The sequence below is a fragment of the Pseudomonas sp. F01002 genome (genome assembly GCF_004402115.1).
In the GTDB taxonomy this organism is placed as follows: domain Bacteria; phylum Pseudomonadota; class Gammaproteobacteria; order Pseudomonadales; family Pseudomonadaceae; genus Aquipseudomonas; species Aquipseudomonas frigoris.
In genome coordinates, this window is sequence record NZ_SOPU01000018.1 from 45,036 (window position 1) to 64,703 (window position 19,668).

At 58.5% G+C, this 19,668-nt stretch carries 16 protein-coding genes, 1 tRNA gene and 1 pseudogene; 10 read left to right on the forward strand and 8 right to left on the reverse strand.

The genetic code is table 11. The features are described from left to right. The first annotated feature begins 112 nt into the window (after positions 1 to 112). From E3W21_RS13970 to E3W21_RS13980, 3 genes are all read left to right on the forward strand, one after another. Complete coding sequence (locus E3W21_RS13970) at positions 113 to 1,384, forward strand: YeaH/YhbH family protein (RefSeq protein ID WP_033056219.1); 1,272 nt, start codon at positions 113 to 115, stop codon at positions 1,382 to 1,384. Continuing rightward, a complete protein-coding gene (locus E3W21_RS13975) occupies positions 1,381 to 2,943 on the forward strand; it encodes a SpoVR family protein (protein WP_129440697.1) in 1,563 nt (520 codons plus the stop codon). Before E3W21_RS13970 ends, E3W21_RS13975 begins: the two co-directional genes overlap by 4 nt. 63 nt (positions 2,944 to 3,006) lie before the next feature. Beyond that, positions 3,007 to 4,230, forward strand: coding sequence for a multifunctional CCA addition/repair protein (locus E3W21_RS13980; protein ID WP_134420452.1), 1,224 nt, complete (start codon positions 3,007 to 3,009; stop codon positions 4,228 to 4,230). Positions 4,231 to 4,318: 88 nt separating this feature from the next. Here E3W21_RS13980 and folK read toward each other — a convergent pair whose 3' ends face one another. Beyond that, positions 4,319 to 4,837 carry a 2-amino-4-hydroxy-6-hydroxymethyldihydropteridine diphosphokinase gene (gene folK / locus E3W21_RS13985; protein ID WP_123368656.1) on the reverse strand — a complete coding sequence of 173 codons (519 nt, stop codon included), beginning with the start codon at positions 4,835 to 4,837 and terminating at the stop codon, positions 4,319 to 4,321. Further along, positions 4,828 to 5,184: a dihydroneopterin aldolase gene (gene folB, locus E3W21_RS13990; RefSeq protein ID WP_008008297.1), complete on the reverse strand. Its 357-nt coding sequence runs from the start codon at positions 5,182 to 5,184 to the stop codon at positions 4,828 to 4,830. Before folB ends, folK begins: the two co-directional genes overlap by 10 nt. Before the next feature lie 74 nt (positions 5,185 to 5,258). Between folB and plsY the strand changes: the two genes are divergently transcribed. Beyond that, positions 5,259 to 5,828: a glycerol-3-phosphate 1-O-acyltransferase PlsY gene (gene plsY, locus E3W21_RS13995; protein ID WP_129440691.1), complete on the forward strand. Its 570-nt coding sequence runs from the start codon at positions 5,259 to 5,261 to the stop codon at positions 5,826 to 5,828. 35 nt (positions 5,829 to 5,863) lie between these two features. Here the strand turns inward: plsY and tsaD are convergent, their stop codons facing one another. Beyond that, positions 5,864 to 6,889, reverse strand: coding sequence for a tRNA (adenosine(37)-N6)-threonylcarbamoyltransferase complex transferase subunit TsaD (gene tsaD, locus E3W21_RS14000; RefSeq protein WP_046045367.1), 1,026 nt, complete (start codon positions 6,887 to 6,889; stop codon positions 5,864 to 5,866). Between the two features lie 199 nt (positions 6,890 to 7,088). Here tsaD and rpsU point away from each other — a divergent pair, with 199 nt between their 5' ends. From rpsU to E3W21_RS14030, 5 genes are all read left to right on the forward strand, one after another. Continuing rightward, positions 7,089 to 7,304, forward strand: a complete 216-nt coding sequence (gene rpsU / locus E3W21_RS14005) for a 30S ribosomal protein S21 (protein ID WP_002551877.1) — start codon at positions 7,089 to 7,091, stop codon at positions 7,302 to 7,304. A 482-nt stretch (positions 7,305 to 7,786) separates the two neighbouring features. Continuing rightward, complete coding sequence (gene dnaG, locus E3W21_RS14010; RefSeq protein ID WP_134420454.1) at positions 7,787 to 9,754, forward strand: DNA primase; 1,968 nt, start codon at positions 7,787 to 7,789, stop codon at positions 9,752 to 9,754. A gap of 67 nt (positions 9,755 to 9,821) precedes the next feature. Continuing rightward, positions 9,822 to 11,672: an RNA polymerase sigma factor RpoD gene (gene rpoD / locus E3W21_RS14020; RefSeq protein ID WP_129440687.1), complete on the forward strand. Its 1,851-nt coding sequence runs from the start codon at positions 9,822 to 9,824 to the stop codon at positions 11,670 to 11,672. 121 nt (positions 11,673 to 11,793) lie between these two features. Further along, positions 11,794 to 15,540, forward strand: coding sequence for an EAL domain-containing protein (locus E3W21_RS14025; RefSeq protein WP_134420456.1), 3,747 nt, complete (start codon positions 11,794 to 11,796; stop codon positions 15,538 to 15,540). Between the two features lie 15 nt (positions 15,541 to 15,555). Beyond that, positions 15,556 to 15,632, forward strand: a tRNA-Ile gene (locus E3W21_RS14030). Between the two features lie 119 nt (positions 15,633 to 15,751). Here the strand turns inward: E3W21_RS14030 and E3W21_RS32365 are convergent. Continuing rightward, complete coding sequence (locus E3W21_RS32365; protein WP_134420458.1) at positions 15,752 to 15,973, reverse strand: SH3 domain-containing protein; 222 nt, start codon at positions 15,971 to 15,973, stop codon at positions 15,752 to 15,754. A gap of 39 nt (positions 15,974 to 16,012) precedes the next feature. Here E3W21_RS32365 and E3W21_RS14040 point away from each other — a divergent pair. Next, positions 16,013 to 16,402, forward strand: a pseudogene (locus tag E3W21_RS14040) (transposase); the annotation flags it as partial. A 183-nt stretch (positions 16,403 to 16,585) separates the two neighbouring features. On the opposite strand, the gene E3W21_RS14045 reads toward E3W21_RS14040, so the two are convergent. Genes E3W21_RS14045 through E3W21_RS14060 form a run of 4 tightly spaced genes read right to left on the reverse strand, consistent with a single transcriptional unit; the run spans position 16,586 to position 19,647 of the window. Beyond that, entirely contained in the window at positions 16,586 to 17,350 is a 765-nt protein-coding gene (locus tag E3W21_RS14045) for an ABC transporter ATP-binding protein (protein WP_129440642.1), read from the reverse strand. A gap of 23 nt (positions 17,351 to 17,373) precedes the next feature. Beyond that, on the reverse strand, positions 17,374 to 18,084 hold the full coding sequence (locus E3W21_RS14050) for an ABC transporter permease (protein ID WP_134420460.1): 711 nt from the start codon (positions 18,082 to 18,084) through the stop codon (positions 17,374 to 17,376). Next, the gene (locus E3W21_RS14055) at positions 18,081 to 18,809 is read right to left on the reverse strand and encodes an ABC transporter permease (RefSeq protein ID WP_129440638.1); all 729 of its coding nucleotides are present in this window, start codon (positions 18,807 to 18,809) and stop codon (positions 18,081 to 18,083) included. The genes E3W21_RS14050 and E3W21_RS14055 overlap by 4 nt, the downstream gene beginning before the upstream one ends. 55 nt (positions 18,810 to 18,864) lie before the next feature. Continuing rightward, positions 18,865 to 19,647 (reverse strand): transporter substrate-binding domain-containing protein, encoded by a 783-nt coding sequence (locus E3W21_RS14060; RefSeq protein ID WP_134420462.1) that lies wholly within the window; start codon positions 19,645 to 19,647, stop codon positions 18,865 to 18,867. Between the last annotated feature and the right edge of the window lie 21 nt (positions 19,648 to 19,668).

Below are 19,668 nucleotides of genomic sequence, written 5' to 3' on the forward strand. Positions count from 1 at the left end.
TAGCGAGGTTCAGGCAGCGTCCAAAAGCGCTTGGGGGAGCGTGAACATCCCTTGGCACCGTCGATGCTGCATAACCGCTCGCCCCTTTCAGGACAGCTTCTAAGGAGCAGTCATGAGCTATGTGATCGACCGACGTCTCAATGGCAAGAACAAGAGCACGGTGAACCGTCAGCGGTTTCTGCGGCGTTACCGTGATCACATCAAAAAGGCTGTCGAAGAGGCGGTCAGCCGGCGCTCCATTACCGATATGGAGCACGGTGAACAGATCAGCATCCCCGGTCGCGACATTGACGAGCCGGTGCTTCACCACGGTCGCGGTGGCAAGCAGACCGTCGTGCACCCGGGCAACAAGGAATTCACCAGCGGCGAGCACATTGCCCGCCCGCCCGGAGGTGGCGGTGGCAGAGGCCCCGGCAAGGCCGGCAACTCGGGCGAAGGGATGGACGAATTCGTCTTCCAGATCACCCAGGAGGAATTCCTCGAATTCATGTTCGAGGACCTTGAGCTGCCGAACCTGGTCAAACGTAACCTGACCGGCACCGACACCTTCAAGACCGTTCGTGCCGGGATCAGTAACGAGGGCAATCCGTCGCGGATCAACATCATTCGCACCTTGCGCTCGGCCCATGCACGGCGAATCGCCCTGTCTGGCAGCAGCCGGGCAAAATTACGCGAAGCCAAAGAAGAACTGCTGCGACTCAAGCGTGATGAGCCAGACAACTTCGGCGATATTCAGGAAGTCGAAGCAGAAATCGAAAAGCTCAGTGCGCGCATTCATCGCGTACCGTTCCTCGATACCTTCGACCTCAAGTACAACCTGCTCATCAAGCAACCCAACCCCAGTTCCAAAGCGGTGATGTTCTGCCTGATGGACGTGTCCGGCTCCATGACCCAAGCGACCAAGGACATCGCCAAGCGTTTCTTTATCCTGCTATATCTGTTCCTCAAGCGTAACTACGACAAGATCGACGTCGTGTTCATCCGCCACCACACCAGTGCCAGGGAAGTGGATGAAGAGGAGTTTTTCTATTCTCGCGAAACCGGCGGCACCATTGTTTCCAGCGCCTTGAAACTGATGCAGGAGATCATGGCCGAACGTTATCCGAGCAACGAGTGGAACATCTATGCCGCCCAGGCCTCCGACGGCGATAACTGGAACGACGACTCGCCAATCTGCCGCGACATTCTGATCAACCAGATCATGCCGTTCGTGCAGTACTACACTTATGTTGAGATCACCCCGCGCGAACATCAGGCCTTGTGGTTCGAGTACGAACGCATCGCCGAAGCCTTCTCTGACACTTTTGCCCAGCAACAACTGGTCTCGGCCGGAGATATCTATCCGGTCTTCCGTGAACTCTTCCAGCGCAGGTTAGTGACATGACCGCCAAAGAGCAGAAGCGCCAACCCATTTCCACCGGCTCCGAATGGACGTTCGAGCTGATCCAGGCCTACGACAAAGAAATCAGTCGCCTGGCGGCTCGCTACGCGCTCGATACTTATCCTAACCAGATCGAAGTGATCACCGCCGAGCAGATGATGGACGCCTACGCCTCCGTCGGCATGCCGCTGGGTTATCACCATTGGTCCTATGGCAAACACTTCCTCAGCACCGAGAAATCCTACAGTCGCGGCCAAATGGGGCTGGCGTACGAGATCGTGATCAACTCGGACCCGTGCATCGCCTATTTGATGGAAGAAAACACCATCTGCATGCAGGCTTTGGTCGTCGCCCATGCCTGCTACGGGCATAACAGCTTTTTCAAAGGCAACTACCTGTTCCGCACCTGGACTGACGCCAGTTCGATCATCGATTACCTGGTCTTTGCCAAGCAATACATCATGCAGTGCGAAGAGCGCCACGGTATCGACGCTGTCGAGGACCTGCTGGATTCCTGCCACGCCCTGATGAACTATGGGGTTGATCGCTACAAACGTCCGTATCCGATTTCCGCCGAAGAAGAACGTCGCCGGCAAAAGGATCGGGAAGAGCATTTGCAGAAACAGATCAACGATCTGTGGCGGACCATTCCAAAAGGTGCAGACAAGTACAGCGACAAGGACAACGCGCGCTTCCCCGCCGAACCTCAGGAAAATATCCTCTACTTCATCGAAAAACACGCACCGCTGCTGGAGCCATGGCAACGGGAAATCGTGCGGATCGTGCGCAAGATCGCTCAGTATTTTTATCCACAGCGTCAGACGCAGGTGATGAACGAAGGGTGGGCCACGTTCTGGCATTACACCCTGATGAACGACCTGTATGACGAAGGCCTGGTGACCGACGGCTTCATGATGGAGTTTCTGACGTCCCACACCAGCGTGGTCTATCAACCCGGCTTCGACAGCCCCTACTACAACGGCATCAACCCCTACACCCTGGGTTTTGCCATGTACCGGGACATTCGCCGCATGTGTGAACACCCGACCGAAGAGGACTACCGCTGGTTCCCTGAGATTGCCGGCACCGACTGGCTGTCGAGCATCAAGTTCGCCATGAGCAGCTTCAAGGATGAGAGCTTCATCCTGCAGTACCTGTCACCCCAGGTGATCCGTGACCTGAAGTTGTTCAGCATTCTTGATGACGACCAGAAGGACGATCTGCTGGTCCCGGCCATTCATGACGAAGGTGGCTACCGCATCATCCGTGAAACCCTGGCGGCGCAGTACAACCTCGGTAATCGTGAACCCAACGTGCAGATTTACAGCATCGACCGGCGTGGTGACCGCTCGCTGACCTTGCGTCACCAGCAACACGACCGCAAACCGCTGGGCGAGTCCACCGAGGAAGTGCTCAAACACCTGCATCGCCTCTGGGGCTTCGATATTCATCTGGAAACTCTGCAAGGGGACCAGGTGATGAAAGTCCATCATGTCCCACCCAGAGGTGAACACGCCGAGGGGGATTACGGCCGACTGGACCTGGCTGTCATCCATCTTTGATCCTGTTTCTGCCTCCGGAGGTTCGACGCAAAGGTTATTCTGTCGGGCTAACGGAGGTTTTTTATGCAGATTTATAAAGTCGGCGGCGCGGTACGTGATCGCCTGCTGGGCAAGCCTGTCACCGACATCGACTGGGTTGTGGTTGGCGCCACCACGGAAGAAATGCTCGCCAAGGGCTTTCGCCCGGTGGGCGCGGACTTCCCGGTGTTTCTTCACCCCAAAAGCGGTGAGGAATACGCCCTCGCCCGGACCGAGCGCAAAAGCGGACGCGGTTACGGCGGCTTTACCTTTCACGCCAGCACCGAAGTCACCCTCGAAGAAGACCTGATCCGTCGTGACCTGACCATCAATGCCATGGCCGAAGACGATCAGCAGAACCTGACCGATCCTTACGACGGCCAGCGCGATCTCGAGGCGCGCTTGCTTCGTCACGTTTCCCCCGCGTTCGCCGAAGATCCGCTCCGGGTTTTGCGTGTTGCCCGCTTCGCTGCTCGTTATGCGGGGCTCGGCTTCACCGTTGCGCCAGAGACACTGGAACTGATGCGCCAACTCAGTGAATCAGGTGAACTGGAAGCCTTGACCGCCGAACGCAGCTGGAAGGAAATTTCCCGCGCCCTGATGGAAGATCAGCCACAGGTGTTCATCGAAGTGCTGCGCGAGTGTGGCGCTCTCAAGGTATTGATGCCGGAAGTCGATGCCCTGTTCGGCGTACCGCAACCGGAAGCCCACCACCCGGAAATCGACACGGGCGTGCACACCTTGAGCGTGCTGGAGCAAGCGGCGCAGCACAAACAATCACTCACCGTGCGCTGGGCCTGCCTGCTGCACGACCTCGGCAAGGGACTGACGCCCGAGGAGGAGTGGCCGCGACACATTGCTCATGAGCACAAGGGCTTGAAGCTGATCAAAGCGGTCAACGAACGTTTCAAGGCACCGAAGGACTGTCAGGAACTGGCTCTGCTGGTGGGCGAATATCACACCCACGGCCATCGCGCCCTGGAGCTGAAGCCGTCGACGTTGCTAGAGTTGCTGCAGAGTTTCGACGTTTACCGTCGGCCGCAGCGGTTCGAGGAATTTATCGCGGCGTGCGAGATGGACGCGCGTGGACGTAAAGGGCTGGAGCAGCGAAGTTATCCACAGGCTGATTATTTGCGGGGGGCGGCGAATGCTGCTCGGACCGTGGCAGTTCAGCCGTTGCTGGAGAAGGGATTCAAAGGGCCGGAGCTGGGCGAGGCGATCAAGCGTGAGCGGCTCAAGGCGCTGAAGGCTTACAAAGAAAAAGCCTAAGCAAGAGCAAAAGATCGCAGCCTTCGGCAGCTCCTACATGGATTGATGTGCGCCCTGTAGGAGCTGCCGAAGGCTGCGATCTTTTGCTTTACAGCAAATCTGAGGGGGTCAACTGCTCACCGCGCCATTCAAACGCCACCGGCGCCAACACCTGATCAATCTGCGCCTCACGCCACAACGCCGCAAAGCTCTTGCCTACACCCGGATGCACGCGATCCGGCGCAATCAGCGACAACGGCCACAGCACGAAGGCATTTTTCAGAATTTCTGCCCGCGGCAGGATCAAGCCATCGAAGTTGCCCACCAGATCGCCGAACAGCAGCACGTCGATATCCAGCGGCAAACCCTTGCGATCCGGCGCATAACGGCCGTTGTCCGCCTCGATGAATTTCAGCCGGCGATCCAGCTCCATCAGCGGCAAATCGGTAAAAGCCGACACCACAAAATTGAAGAACGGCCCGCTCTTGATCCCCACCGGTTGGCTTTCGAACACCGCCGAGCAGCGTATATCCACCAGGAAACCTGCCAGGGCTTCCAGGCCAGCCTGCAAATGGGATTCGCGCTCGATATTGCTACCGAGCCCGAGAAACACCTGAGTCAGCGACATCCGCGCTCGATCTCCACGCCCACACCACCCGTGGCAGCCGGGATGGCACCTGGCTTGGTCAGCTTGAGGCGCATCCAGGTGATGTTGAATTCGCTCATCAGCACTTCAGCCAGACGCTCGGCGAACGTCTCGACCAGCTGGAACTGCGCCTGCTCGGCAAAAGCCTGGATACGCGACGACACACTGGCGTAATCGAGCGCCAGCGTCAGGTCATCGCCGGCGGCGGCCGGGCGATTATCCCAGGCGAAGCTCAGATCAAGACGCAAGCACTGTCGGATGCCTCGCTCCCAGTCGTAGGCACCAATCACGGTGTCGACTTCCAGGCCCTCGATAAACACTCTGTCCAAGCACTTTTCTCCGCTGCACGACAAGGGCGCAATGCGCCGTTAGAATCAGGGCGTCCTCGCCCGGAATAGTTAGCATGTTTTGGTTACTGGCGACCCTCGCCTACCTGCTCGGCTCTCTGTCCTTCGCCATTTTGCTCAGCCGCCTGACCGGTAACCCCGATCCGCGAATGAGTGGCTCGGGCAATGCCGGCGCCACCAACATGTTGCGCCTGGCCGGCAAAAAACTCGCCGTCCTGACCTTGATCGGGGACCTCTTCAAAGGCCTGCTACCCGTACTGATCGCCGGCGTTGCGGGCCTTTCGCTTCAAGAACAGGCCTGGATCGGCGTCTGTGCCGTCATCGGCCACCTGTTCCCGTTGTACTTTCGCTTCCGCGGCGGCAAGGGTGTCGCCACCGCTGCCGGCATGCTGCTGGGCCTCTACCCGCCCGCCGCACTGCTGGCGGTCTGTGCCTGGCTGCTGACGTTCTACCTGACTCGCACCAGCTCACTGGCAGCCTTGATCGCCACACCGCTGACCCTGCCGCTGTTGGCCTGGCAAGAACCGGCGGCACTGCTGCCCATGAGCGCACTCACGGGACTGATCGTCTGGCGTCATCGGGGCAATCTACGCGACCTGTTTGCCGGGCGCGAACGGCATTTTTAAATACCGGGCATGAGCGCGGCTCATCCCGCACATCATCACAGCGCCGACAATTGCTCCATCGGCCAACGCGCCTGCACGCTGATTGCCAGGCTTTCATGCTGACCGGCCTGCAAACGCTGGCAGCCGGCAAAGGCAATCATCGCGCCGTTGTCGGTGCAGAACTCCGGACGAGCATAAAAAACATCGCCCTTCATGTCGCCGAGCATCTTCTCCAGTGAGGTACGCAGTGCCTTGTTGGCGCTGACCCCGCCAGCGATCACCAGACGCTTCATACCGGCCTGTTTCAGGGCACGCTTGCACTTGATGGTCAAAGTCTCCACCACGGCCTGCTGGAACGCCAGCGAGATGTCGCAACGGGCTTGCTCGCTGTCGTCCCCGGCGCTGACGCTCTGCTGCCAGGTGTTCAGGGCGAAGGTTTTCAAGCCACTGAAACTGAAAGCCAGTCCTGGACGGTCGCACATCGGGCGCGGGAAAGTGAAACGTCCTGCAACCCCTTGCTCTGCCAGGCGTGCGATTTCCGGGCCACCCGGATAATTGAGGCCCATCATCTTCGCGGTCTTGTCAAAAGCTTCACCGGCGGCATCGTCAAGGGTCTCGCCCAAGAGCGTGTATTGACCGATCCCGTCGACCTGAACCAGCTGCGTATGACCGCCAGACACCAACAAAGCGACGAACGGGAATTCCGGTGGCTGCGACTCCAGCATCGGCGCCAGCAGGTGACCTTCCATGTGGTGCACACCCAGCGCCGGAATACCCCAGGCGAAGGCCAGCGCCTGAGCGCAAGAGGCGCCCACCAGCAAGGCACCGACCAGGCCAGGACCCGCGGTATAAGCGATGGCGTCGATCTCGGTCGGCACACAGTCAGCTTCGGCCAACACCTGACGAATCAAGGGCAGCATGCGTTTGACGTGGTCACGCGAGGCCAGCTCCGGCACGACCCCGCCATAGGCGCGGTGCAGGTCGATCTGGCTGAACAGCGCGTCGGCCAGCAGGCCGCGCTCACTGTCATATAATGCGACACCGGTTTCGTCGCAGGAGGTTTCTAATCCCAGTACTAGCATGGGTTTGCGCCTTGTTTAGGCTGAATTCGAAGGCGCGCATAATAGTCGCCATGGGATGCCCCGACTAGCGGTTTTCGATCAGAGGCTTTGCATTCCGGTCGATGAGGAGTTAACATCCGCAACCCTTAAAAACCGACGTCTTCAAGTGCTCTTTTGCCACGAGGATGTTGACCCCGGTAATGAATGAAGGTAGCTCTGGATGCCAGCCGTCAAAGTAAAAGAGAACGAACCCTTCGACGTAGCTCTGCGTCGTTTCAAGCGCTCCTGCGAAAAAGCCGGTGTACTGGCTGAAGTTCGTAGCCGCGAATTCTACGAGAAGCCTACTTCTGAGCGTAAGCGCAAAGCAGCAGCCGCTGTTAAGCGTCACGCCAAGAAAGTTCAGCGCGAACAGCGCCGCGCGGTTCGTCTGTACTAATACACAGACGTTCGTAGCAAGCTTCTGCCAAGCCCGGCCCTCAGCCGGGCTAATGGCATTTGCGGACAACGCTTGATGCTTCACCGTCAAAGCCGCACACGCGACCGAGACAAATCTGCTTCACAGCGTCAGACCTGGCTCTTTTGCCAGCGGTGCACGTCTTTTCTGACGAGCCTTCCAAGGCTACTGACGAGCACACCCACTGATTCCTCTCACGACGATCAGCCCAAGGCACCTTCTTGCGTGCCAGCTTATGAGCTATCCGAGGCCATCGACAGGCCGCAGCGGATTTCAGCGCAACACTTTCAAATAGTCGAATACTGATTGGTACTAACGTCAGTGGATTTTCGGCAGATACACTTCCCGACAGCGATTACGCAGACGACACTGGTCGAGCCGCACATTTTGCGCGCCTCAAACAACGACCCGCGCTCAGCCGCTCTTCGTTTCGGATTCATTGCAGCGCAGATGACGAGAACGCCATGGCCGGGCTAATTCCCCAGAGCTTCATTGACGACCTTCTGAACCGCACCGACATCGTCGATGTGGTCAGCTCGCGCCTGCAAATGAAAAAGGCCGGCAAGAATTACACCGCTTGCTGCCCGTTTCACAAAGAGAAAACCCCCTCCTTCAGCGTCAGCCCCGACAAGCAGTTCTATTATTGCTTTGGCTGCGGCGCTGGCGGCAACGCCCTCGGCTTCATGATGGACCACGACAATCTGGATTTCGTCCAGGCGGTCGAAGAACTGGCCAAAGCCGCCGGCATGGAAATCCCCCGCGAAGAAAGCGGACGGCCGCACAAACCGCGACAGCCGACCGATTCGCCGCTCTACCCGCTACTCACCGCCGCCGCCGACTTTTACCGCCAGGCACTGAAAAGCCATCCATCGCGAAAAGCAGCGGTGGATTACTTGAAAGGTCGCGGACTGACCGGCGAAATCGCCCGTGACTTCGGCCTCGGCTTTGCCCCGCCCGGCTGGGACAATCTGTTCAAGCACTTGAGCAGCGACACCCTGCAACAGAAAGCCATGATCGATGCCGGCCTGCTGATCGAGAACGCCGAAACCGGCAAACGCTATGACCGCTTCCGCGATCGCGTGATGTTCCCGATTCGCGACAGCCGCGGGCGAATCATCGCCTTCGGTGGCCGGGTATTGGGCGACGACAAGCCGAAATACCTGAATTCACCGGAAACCCCGGTATTCCATAAGGGCCAGGAACTCTACGGCCTTTATGAAGCACGCAAGAACAACCGCAACCTCGACGAAATCATCGTCGTCGAAGGCTACATGGATGTTATCGCCCTCGCCCAGCAAGGCCTGCGCAATGCTGTCGCGACCCTGGGCACCGCCACCAGCGAAGAGCACTTGAAGCGCCTGTTTCGCGTCGTGCCCAACGTTCTGTTCTGTTTCGACGGCGACCAGGCAGGTCGAAATGCCGCCTGGCGGGCATTGGAGGCAGCGCTGCCGAGCCTGCAGGACGGGCGGCGCGCACGCTTTCTGTTCCTCCCCGAAGGCGAAGACCCGGACACGCTGGTCCGCTCCGAAGGCACTGACGCCTTCCGCGCACGGATCAACCAGCACGCCCAACCATTAGCGGACTATTTTTTTCAACAGCTGACCGAGGAATCGGACCCACGCTCGCTCGAAGGCAAGGCCCACATGGCCACCCTCGCCGCGCCGCTGATCGACAAAGTCCCGGGGGCGAACCTGCGCATCCTGATGCGTCAGCGCCTGACCGAAATTACCGGGCTTAGCGGCGAAGCCGTGAGCCAACTGGTACAAAGCGCCCCCCAGGAAGCGCCGCCGGCGTACGACCCGGGCATCGATTACGACGCCATGCCGGATTACAGCGACTACCATCAGCCGCAGGCACAAGAGATGTATGCGCCGCAGCAGGAATGGACACCGAAGAAACCCGGCGCCAGCGGAAAAAAATGGGACAAAAAACCGTGGGACAAAAACGGCAAACGCGGTGGTGATCACGATCAACCCCGCGCGCCACGGGTGCCGGCCGCTGTAGAGCCGCCGACCCTGGCCGCCTTGCGCACACTATTGCATCACCCGCAATTGGCCGAGAAAGTCGAGGATGCCGGGCACTTTGCTGCCGAGGATCACACCAACACGCAATTACTGGTGGCCCTTCTCGAAGCCGTACAGAAGAATCCCAAGCTAAACTCATTTCAGTTGATTGCACGCTGGCACGGTACGGAGCAAGGACGTTTGCTCAAGGCGCTGGCGGAAAAGGAATGGCTGATTGACGGAGATAACCTTGAACAACAGTTTTTCGACACCATTACTAGCTTGTCAGCCCGCCAACGCGAGCGAAACCTGGAACAACTTCTCAGGAAAGCACGTCAAAGTGAACTGAGTGCCGAAGAGAAAAATCAACTGCGCGACCTATTAAGTCGCAATGTTTCCGCAACAAGCCCGACCTCAACTGGCGCGTGAGGTCATAGCTCAGGTATAATCCTCGGCTTGTTTTTTGCCCGCCAAGACCTTCAGTGGATAGGGTGTTATGTCCGGAAAAGCGCAACAGCAGTCTCGTATCAAAGAGTTGATCACACTTGGTCGTGAGCAGGGTTACCTGACTTACGCGGAGGTCAACGACCACCTGCCGGAGGATATTTCAGATCCGGAACAGGTGGAAGACATCATCCGCATGATCAATGACATGGGGATCAACGTATTCGAGGTTGCGCCAGATAAGGATTCCCTTATGCTGGCCGACGCCGATACCGACGAAGCCGCGGCCGAAGAGGCAGCAGCAGCGTTGGCAGCGGTCGAGACCGACATTGGTCGCACCACCGACCCAGTGCGCATGTACATGCGTGAAATGGGTACGGTAGAGCTCCTCACACGTGAAGGCGAAATTGAAATCGCCAAGCGTATTGAAGAGGGCATCCGCGAAGTGATGGGCGCAATTGCGCACTTCCCTGGCACGGTTGACCACATTCTGTCCGAATACACTCGCGTCACCACCGAAGGTGGCCGCCTGTCCGACGTCCTGAGCGGTTATATCGACCCGGACGACGGCATTGCGCCGCCTGCTGCAGAAGTGCCGCCGCCTGTCGACCCGAAAGCCGTGAAAGCGGACGACGACACCGACGACGACGACGCTGAAGCCAGCACCGACGACGAAGAAGAAGCCGAAAGCGGTCCGGATCCGGTCATCGCAGCTCAGCGCTTTGGCGCTGTCTCCGATCAGATGGAAATCACCCGCAAGGCGCTGAAAAAGCACGGTCGTGGCAACAAGCTGGCAATTGCCGAGCTGGTGCTTCTGGCTGAGCTGTTCATGCCGATCAAACTGGTTCCGAAGCAATTCGAAGGCCTGGTCGAGCGTGTTCGCAGTGCCCTGGATCGCCTGCGTCAGCAAGAGCGCGCGATCATGCAACTTTGCGTTCGTGATGCCCGCATGCCGCGTGCCGACTTCCTGCGCCAGTTCCCGGGCAACGAAGTTGACGAAAGCTGGTCCGACGGCCTCGCCAAAGGCAAAGGCAAATACGCTGAAGCCATTGGTCGCCTGCAACCGGACATCATTCGTTGCCAGCAGAAGCTGACCGCGCTGCAAACCGAAACCGGTTTGACGATCGCCGAGATCAAGGACATCAACCGTCGCATGTCGATCGGTGAGGCCAAGGCCCGCCGCGCGAAGAAAGAGATGGTAGAAGCGAACTTGCGTCTGGTGATCTCCATCGCCAAGAAGTACACCAACCGTGGCCTGCAATTCCTCGATCTGATCCAGGAAGGCAACATCGGTTTGATGAAAGCGGTAGACAAATTCGAATACCGCCGCGGCTACAAGTTCTCGACTTATGCCACCTGGTGGATCCGTCAAGCGATCACTCGCTCGATCGCGGACCAGGCCCGCACCATCCGTATTCCGGTGCACATGATCGAGACGATCAACAAGCTCAACCGCATTTCCCGCCAGATGTTGCAGGAAATGGGTCGCGAACCGACCCCGGAAGAGCTGGGCGAACGCATGGAAATGCCTGAGGACAAGATCCGCAAGGTATTGAAGATCGCTAAAGAGCCGATCTCCATGGAAACCCCGATCGGTGATGACGAAGACTCTCACCTGGGTGACTTCATCGAAGACTCGACTATGCAGTCGCCAATCGATGTCGCTACCGTCGAGAGCCTTAAAGAAGCGACTCGCGAAGTTCTGTCCGGCCTCACTGCCCGTGAAGCCAAGGTTCTACGCATGCGCTTCGGTATCGACATGAATACCGACCACACCCTCGAGGAGGTTGGTAAGCAGTTCGACGTGACCCGTGAACGGATTCGTCAGATCGAAGCCAAGGCGCTGCGCAAGCTACGCCACCCGACGAGAAGCGAGCATTTGCGCTCCTTCCTCGACGAGTAACAACAAAACCCCCGGCCCAGGCCGGGGGTTTTGCATTTTGCAGATTAAATCCCCCGCGCCTCCCTCCCTCCGAATTGCCCGTCTACACTCGAAACATTCCCCGAGCCATAACGAGACCGTTATGCCCAGACTGCCGACCGTGCTTTTTTTGCTGTCGCTATTGACCTGGACCGCAACGGCTGGCGCGCTGACTCTGAGCGACGAAGAACGTAGCTGGCTGGCGGCTCACCCGAACTTGCGCCTGGGAGTCGATGCGTCATGGCCACCCTTCGAGTTTCGCGACGATCAGGGCCGCTATCAGGGCCTTGCGGCGGACTATATCGACCGGATCCGTCAACGCCTGGCCATCAAGCTCACGCCCATCGAGCCCGTCAGCTGGACCGTCGTCCTGGAGCAGGCCAAACAAGCCAAGCTGGACCTGTTGCCCGGCATCATGTCGACCCCGGAGCGCCAGACTTACCTGTCATTCACCCGCCCCTATCTGGACTTTCCGATTGTCATCCTTGCCCATGCCGGAGGTCCCCAGCCACGCAAACTCGAAGACCTGTACGGGCTGAAAGTCGCCGTGGTGGAAAACTACGCCCCCCATGAGCTGTTGCGCACCCACAATCCCGACCTCAATCTGGTGGCGATGCCTAACGTCAGCTCAGCGCTGCAGGCGCTGGCTACCGATGAAGTAGATGCGGTGGTCGGTGATCTCGCCTCCAGCGTCTGGAGCCTGCGTCAGCTCAAGCTCGACGGGCTCTACGTCAGCGGTGAAACCCCCTATCGCTATCAATTGGCGATGGGCGTGCCCCGGGACAACAAGATACTGGTCGGCATTCTGGATAAAGTCCTGGCGGACATGACCCCGGACGAAATCAATGAGATTCAGGAGCACTGGGTCGGCAACGTCCTCGATCATCGAACATTCTGGAACGATCTGCTGATGTACGGTCTGCCGGGGTTGCTGCTGCTGATCATCGTGCTGGCGATGGTTATCCGGATCAACCGCCGGCTGAGTTCAGAAATTTCCCGCCGGGTCGACCTGGAGCAAGAACTGCGCAGCAGCGAATACCATTACCGCGGGCTGGTGGAGAGCCTTTCGGCCATCGCCTGGGAAGCGCGGATCAGCGATTTCACCTATAGCTATGTGTCGCCCCATGCCGAGGATCTGCTCGGCTACCCCTTGTCTCATTGGCTGATTCCGGGCTTCTGGCGCAACATTATCCACCCGGCCGACCTGACCCGCGCCCAGACCTTCTGCGATCACGAAGTATTGGCCGGGCGCGATCACAGCCTCGATTACCGGGTCATCACCGCCGATGGCCGCTGCATTTGGGTGCGCGATATCGTCAGCCTGATCGAGCACGGCCATGAACCGGTGATGCGCGGGCTGATGATCGACATCAGCGAAGCCAAGCGCACCGAAGAGGCGTTGCGCCTGTCGGAACAGAAGTTCGCCTCGGTGTTCCAGCAATGCCCGGACATTCTGGTCATCGCACGACTCTCCGACGGCTGCCTGCTGGAGGTCAACGAAGCGTTCGAAGAACAGATCGGCCTCAAGGCCGAAGACGTCATCGGCCAGACGGCCACCGACCTGAACATCTGGGGCATACCCGGCGTCGGGCCAGGCTTGTTGCAACGGTTGCAGGCCGGCAGCATCCGTAACCTGGAGATGCCCTTTCGCCGCAACAATGGCCAAGTGTTTACCGGCCTGATCTCCGCTGAACCGTTCGACCTCGATACAACCCCGGCGCTGGTAGTGGTCGTGCGGGACATCAGCCAGCTCAAGGAAACCCAGCAACAGCTGCAAACCTCCGAAGAGAAATTCGCCAAGGCCTTCCATGCCTCACCCGACGGCTTGCTATTGTCACGGCAGAGCGACGGTTTACTGATTGAGGTCAACGAAGGTTTCAGTCGCATTACCGGTTTCAACAGCGCGATGTCCGTGGATCGCTCTGTCCTCGAACTGGGAATCTGGGTCAATCTCAACGAACGCAAACAGATGCTCGATCTGCTGCATCGGGACGGATTCGTCCGCGACTTCAGTTGCCATATACGCCGCAGCGACGGACAGATTCGCCTCTGCGAGGTGTCCAGCCGTCCGCTACCGATCGGCGATGAAGATTGCATGCTGACCATCGCCCGGGACATCACCGAGCGACACCTGATGCAGGAGAAACTGCAACAGGCTGCCACGGTATTCGAGAGCACCGCCGAAGGTGTATTGATCACCGACACTCAACAGCACATCAGCGCGGTCAACCGTGCGTTTACCGAAATCACCGGCTACAGCGAGAGCGAAGCATTGGGCCACACCCCTCGCCTGCTCGCCTCGGGCCTGCACGACAGCGCGTTTTATGCCGCCATGTGGCATCAACTGACCGCCGAAGGTCATTGGCAGGGCGAAATTTCCAACCGGCGCAAGAATGGCGAGCTCTATCCGAGCTGGCTGACCATCAGTGCGGTGCGCAACCGAGACAGATTCGTCACCCATTTTGTCGCGGTGTTCGCGGACATTTCCAGCCTCAAACACGCCCAGGCCAAGCTCGATTACCAGGCACACCACGACCCGCTGACCGGGCTGCCAAATCGCACGCTGTTCGAGAGCCGATTGCTGACTGCGCTCAACAACCAACAGGAAAACGGCGGCCAGGGCGCGGTGCTGTTCCTGGACCTGGACCGTTTCAAACACATCAACGACAGCCTGGGTCACCCGGTCGGTGACCTGCTGCTCAAGGGCATTGCCGTGCGCCTCAAGGAGCAGTTGCGCGACATCGACACCGTGGCGCGCCTGGGCGGCGACGAATTCATCATCCTGCTGCCCGGGCTGCAGCAATCCAGTGACGCCGACAATATCGCGACCAAATTGCTCAATTGCTTCGGCGCACCGTTCCAGGCTGGTGAACATGAGTTTTTTATCAGCGCCAGTATAGGCACCAGCCTGTATCCCAAGGATGGCTGCGACGTCGCCACGCTGGTCAAGAACGCCGATGCGGCGATGTACCGCTCAAAGGCCAAGGGTCGCAACCGGGTCGAAAGCTACACCCGCGACCTCACTGCTCAAGCCAGCGAGCGTGTCGCACTGGAACATGAGCTGCGACGCGCTATCGAGCGCAACGAACTGCACCTCCATTATCAGCCGAAGATCAGCTTGGTCGACCATCGCCTGGTCGGCGCAGAAGCGCTCATTCGCTGGCGCCACCCGACCTTCGGCGATGTGCCGCCGGAGCATTTCATTCCGCTGGCCGAAGAAAACGGCATGATCCTGCAAATCGGCGATTGGGTTCTCGAAACCGCCTGCCGGCAGATGTTCGAGTGGAATCAGATTTACGAACCCGTCGGCCCGCTGTCGGTCAACCTCGCGGGCGCTCAATTGCGCCAGCCGAACCTGCTCGGTCGGATCGAACAATTGCTCAAGGACAACCGTCTCAAACCCGGTTTCCTGCAACTGGAAATTACTGAAAACTTCATCATGAGCCAGGCTGAAGAAGCGCTGGCAGTGCTGCATCAACTCAAGCACCTGGGCGTGCAACTGGCGATCGACGACTTCGGCACCGGTTACTCGTCCCTGAGTTACCTCAAACGTCTGCCGCTGGACATTCTCAAGATCGACCAGTCATTCGTCCGCGGCCTGCCGGATGACCCCCACGACGCAGCCATCGTTCGCGCCATTATCGCTCTGGGCCGCAGCATGCAATTCACCATCATTGCCGAGGGCGTGGAAACCCTCGCACAGCAGCAATTCCTCGCTGCCGAAGGCTGTGAACAGATCCAGGGCTACATCGTCAGCCTGCCCTTGCCCCCGGAAGAATTTGCCGCGACGTTTCTTCGTATAGCCATTTCAGACTTTTCGGATAGCACAGCCGAGAAACCGTCGCTATAATCCGCGGCCTACTGAGGGCCTATAGCTCAGTTGGTTAGAGCAGAGGACTCATAATCCTTTGGTCCACGGTTCAAGTCCGTGTGGGCCCACCAAACAAGAAAGCCGCGCAATGCGCGGCTTTTTCGTGTTTGAGGCTTGGATTTTCGAAGCCGCTTCTTCTGTATGAATACGGAAAGTGTCCAAAAAGTATCCACCCTCCCGCCACGCCAGATCACAGTTTCAGCGTGTATTGCGCGTAAACCCATCCCTCAAGCTCATCACCGTTCAGTTCGACCGATACGTGAATCCAGGATCCGCGCTCTGCCTTAACCTCCAGACGTGTTCCCAATTTCGTACGGCCAAGCTCTTCAGACCGCTTGTTGGGGCCTGCACGGAGAATTAACGTATCCCTAAGGAAACTCTGAAAAAGATTTCCAAATTTGGTGAAGCACACGCTTCACACGAACTGAACGGTTGAGCTCCGACGAAACAGATGTCCTTCGCCGATGCCGAATATGCCGGTAAACGTAAGCAGCAGACTCGCCGCGAGCGTTTTCTGATCGAGATGGATCAGGTGGTGCCCTTGAAGGGACTGGTTGCCTTGATTGAGCCGCATTATCCGAAGGGCGAAGGTGGTCGTGCTGCCTATCCGTTGCTGGCGATGTTGCAGGTTCATCGGATGCAGAATTGGTTCGGCTACAGCGATCCGGCGATGGAAGAATCACTTTAGGAGACCACGATTCTTCGCCAGTTTTCGGGACTGCATCTGGATCGGATTCCCGACGAGACCACGATCCTCAATTTTCGTCGCTTGCTGGAAAAACATGAACTAGCCGGCGGAATTTTGCATGGCGAGGAAACGTACGTCTGCGGCGATGCCGGTTACACCGGTGTGGACAAGCGGCCTGACTGCCTGGACGACAGCCAAGTATAAATACTGATGCCTGCGTGATCGCTCGAAGCGAACACACTGCACCTTTCTGGACCCGTCCTGTTTGCTGGACGCCCAGTATCCATGCTCCTTTGATCGACCTACTAGTCTCTCAAAGGTGCATGGTATGGCGGCTTACTTCAGGTTGCCGCTGAGAAACTGCTGCAGACGTTCGCTTTGCGGGTTGCCCAGTACTTCTTCGGGCACACCCTGCTCTTCCACCCGCCCCTGGTGCAGGAACAGCACTTGGTTCGACACTTTGCGGGCAAAGCTCATTTCGTGGGTAACCATGATCATGGTGCGGCCTTCTTCGGCCAGCCCCTGAATCACCTTGAGCACTTCGCCCACCAGCTCCGGGTCCAGGGCCGAGGTCGGCTCGTCGAACAGCATGATCTCCGGTTCCATGGTCAGGGCCCGGGCGATGGCGACGCGTTGCTGCTGACCACCGGAGAGGAACGCCGGGTATTGATCGGCGACGCGCGACGCCAGCCCCACCTTGTCGAGATAGCGTCGGGCGCGCTCCTCGGCATCCTTCTTGCTGACACCCAGCACCCGGCGCGGGGCCATGGTGATGTTGTCGAGCACGGTCATGTGGCTCCACAGGTTGAAATGCTGGAACACCATCGCCAGGCGCGTGCGCAGGCGTTGCAGTTCATCGGCGTCGGCCACGCGCATGCCGTGGCGGTCATGGACCATGCGAATCGGCTGGTTATCCAGGGTCATTGCGCCGTCATTGGGCGTTTCCAGGAAGTTGATGCAACGCAGGAAGGTGCTCTTGCCCGAACCACTAGCGCCGATCAGGCTGATCACATCGCCGGTTTTAGCGTTCAGCGAGACACCCTTGAGCACTTCGTGGTTGCCGTAGCTTTTATGCAGGTTTTCAACGGTCAGTTTGTACATGTGCGCAAACGTCCTCTACGGAATCAGTGAACCGGGGCAAGGAAAGATAGCCAGCGGCGTTCGGCCAGGCGGAACAAGCCGACCAGAATGAACGTGACGGCCAGGTAGATGACTGCGGCGATACCGAACGACTGGAAGGTCAGGAAGGTTGCCGAGTTGGCGTCTCTGGCGACCTTGAGAATGTCCGGCACGGTGGCGGTAAAAGCCACGGTGGTCGAGTGCAGCATCAGGATCACTTCGTTGCTGTAGTACGGCAACGAGCGGCGCAGGGCCGATGGCATGATGATGTAGGCATAGAGCTTCCAGCCACGCAGGCCATAGGCCTTGGCCGCCTCGACTTCGCCGTGGTTCATGCTGCGGATCGCCCCCGCGAAGATTTCCGTAGTGTAGGCGCAGGTGTTCAGGGCAAAGGCCAGAATGGTGCAATTCAAGGCGTCGCGGAAGAACGCATCAAGTACCGGCTGGGCGCGTACCGCAGCGAAGCTGTAGATGCCGGTGTAGCAAATCAGCAACTGGATATACAGCGGCGTACCGCGAAACAGGTAGGTGTAGAACTGCACCGGCCAGCGCACCCAGACACTGGACGACACCCGGGCAATCGACAACGGCACCGACGCCACGAAGCCGAAGAAAATCGAGGCACTGAGCAACCAGAGGGTCATGGCCAGCCCGGTGATGTGACTGCCGTCCTGGTAAAGGAAGGGTCGCCAGTATTCCTGCAGTAGTTCGATCATCGTACGGCCTCCCGGGTGCCTGCTGCGTAGAAGACATCCAGCCGGTGCAAGACGTAATTCGAAGCGGTGGTAATCACCAGATAGATCAAGGCCGCCAGCACAAGGAAGAAGAACAACTGATAGGAGCTTTTGCCCGCATCCTGGGCCACCTTGACCAGATCGGCCAGACCGATGATCGAGACCAACGCGGTGGCCTTGAGGATCACCATCCAGTTATTGCCGATGCCTGGCAGGGCGAAGCGCATCATTTGCGGGAACACCACGAAGCGAAAGCGCTGGGCGCGTGTCAGTCCGTAGGCGGTAGCCGCCTCCATCTGGCCGCGGGGTACGGCGAGGATCGCGCCGCGAAAGGTCTCGGTGAAATACGCACCGTAGATGAAGCCCAGGGTAATGACCCCGGCACTGAACGGGTTGATCTCGATATAGTCCCAGCCCAGCGCTTCGGTCAGGTTGGTCAGCCAGGTTTGCAGGCTGTAGAAAATCAGCAGCATCAACACCAGGTCCGGCACGCCACGAATCAGCGTGGTGTAGGCCTGCGCCGGGACGCGCAGCATAGCTGACTTGGAAAGCTTGGCACTGGCGCCGATCAGGCCGAGGACCACGCTCACCAGCAGCGACAGAAAGGATAATTTGACAGTCATCCACGAGCCTTGCAGCAACAGCGGGCCAAAGCCCTTAAGGCTGAAGCCGGAAAGCCCCAGAATCTGCAATAGGTATTCGAACATTGAGCACCCCTTTGGCAATCAAGAAAGCGCCCATCCGGGGATGGGCGCAGGGTCGTTACTTGCCGCTGTAAAGGTTCAGGTCAGCGAAGTGCTTCTGCTGGACGGCGGCATAGGTGCCATTGTCGTGCAGAGCCTTGATGCCTTTGTCCAGAAGGGCCTTGAGTTCAGTGTTGCCCTTGGTGATGCCCACCGCCGTTTTCGATGGAAGCAGCTCGCTCTCGACCGGCTTGCTGACTTCAAAGTTGGCGCCTTGTGGCGACTTCAGGAAGCCCAGTTCGGCTTGCAGCATGTCCTGGATCGAAGCATCGAGGCGACCGGAGATCAGGTCCGCGTAAACCTGGTCCTGATTGGCGTAGGCCTGTGTCTCTACTCCGGCCTTGTCCAGCACGGCCTTGGCGTAGGCTTCCTGGATGGTGCCTTGCTCGTAGCCGACTTTCTTGCCCTTTAGCGTGGCCGGATCGGCGTCGATGGCGGCGCCTTTTTTGAATACCAGCCCGGTTGGGCCAGAGAACAACTCGCTGGAGAAGTCGATGACTTTTTCGCGGGCTGGTGTGGCGGTCATGGAAGAGATCACGCCGTCGAACTTGTTGGCCTTGAGGCCGGGAATCATGCCGTCGAAATCGCTTTCGACCCACTTGCACTTGACTTTCAGCTCAGCGCAAATCGCGTTGCCCAGGTCAATATCGAAGCCCACCAGGCTGCCATCGGCGGCTTTGGACTCAAACGGCGCGTAGGACGGATCGACGCCAAAGCGCAATTCCTTGTATTCCTTGGCCAGCGCGGAGCCGGCAGCCATGCAGAGAGCTAATGCGGAAAGGGTCAGAAATGTTTTTTTCATTGTTTTTATTCCTAAAGACCA

Bases quoted from the DNA above. Each gene is read 5' to 3' on its own strand.
- E3W21_RS14025 (WP_134420456.1), top strand. From the start codon at position 11,794: ATGCCCAGACTGCCGACCGTGCTTTTTTTGCTGTCGCTATTGACCTGG.
- E3W21_RS13980 (WP_134420452.1), top strand. From the start codon at position 3,007: ATGCAGATTTATAAAGTCGGCGGCGCGGTACGTGATCGCCTGCTGGGC.
- E3W21_RS13975 (WP_129440697.1), top strand. From the start codon at position 1,381: ATGACCGCCAAAGAGCAGAAGCGCCAACCCATTTCCACCGGCTCCGAA.
- folK (WP_123368656.1), bottom strand. From the start codon at position 4,837: ATGTCGCTGACTCAGGTGTTTCTCGGGCTCGGTAGCAATATCGAGCGC.
- rpsU (WP_002551877.1), top strand. From the start codon at position 7,089: ATGCCAGCCGTCAAAGTAAAAGAGAACGAACCCTTCGACGTAGCTCTG.
- E3W21_RS14050 (WP_134420460.1), bottom strand. From the start codon at position 18,084: ATGATCGAACTACTGCAGGAATACTGGCGACCCTTCCTTTACCAGGAC.
- tsaD (WP_046045367.1), bottom strand. From the start codon at position 6,889: ATGCTAGTACTGGGATTAGAAACCTCCTGCGACGAAACCGGTGTCGCA.
- E3W21_RS14045 (WP_129440642.1), bottom strand. From the start codon at position 17,350: ATGTACAAACTGACCGTTGAAAACCTGCATAAAAGCTACGGCAACCAC.
- dnaG (WP_134420454.1), top strand. From the start codon at position 7,787: ATGGCCGGGCTAATTCCCCAGAGCTTCATTGACGACCTTCTGAACCGC.
- rpoD (WP_129440687.1), top strand. From the start codon at position 9,822: ATGTCCGGAAAAGCGCAACAGCAGTCTCGTATCAAAGAGTTGATCACA.
- E3W21_RS14060 (WP_134420462.1), bottom strand. From the start codon at position 19,647: ATGAAAAAAACATTTCTGACCCTTTCCGCATTAGCTCTCTGCATGGCT.
- E3W21_RS14055 (WP_129440638.1), bottom strand. From the start codon at position 18,809: ATGTTCGAATACCTATTGCAGATTCTGGGGCTTTCCGGCTTCAGCCTT.
- plsY (WP_129440691.1), top strand. From the start codon at position 5,259: ATGTTTTGGTTACTGGCGACCCTCGCCTACCTGCTCGGCTCTCTGTCC.
- E3W21_RS13970 (WP_033056219.1), top strand. From the start codon at position 113: ATGAGCTATGTGATCGACCGACGTCTCAATGGCAAGAACAAGAGCACG.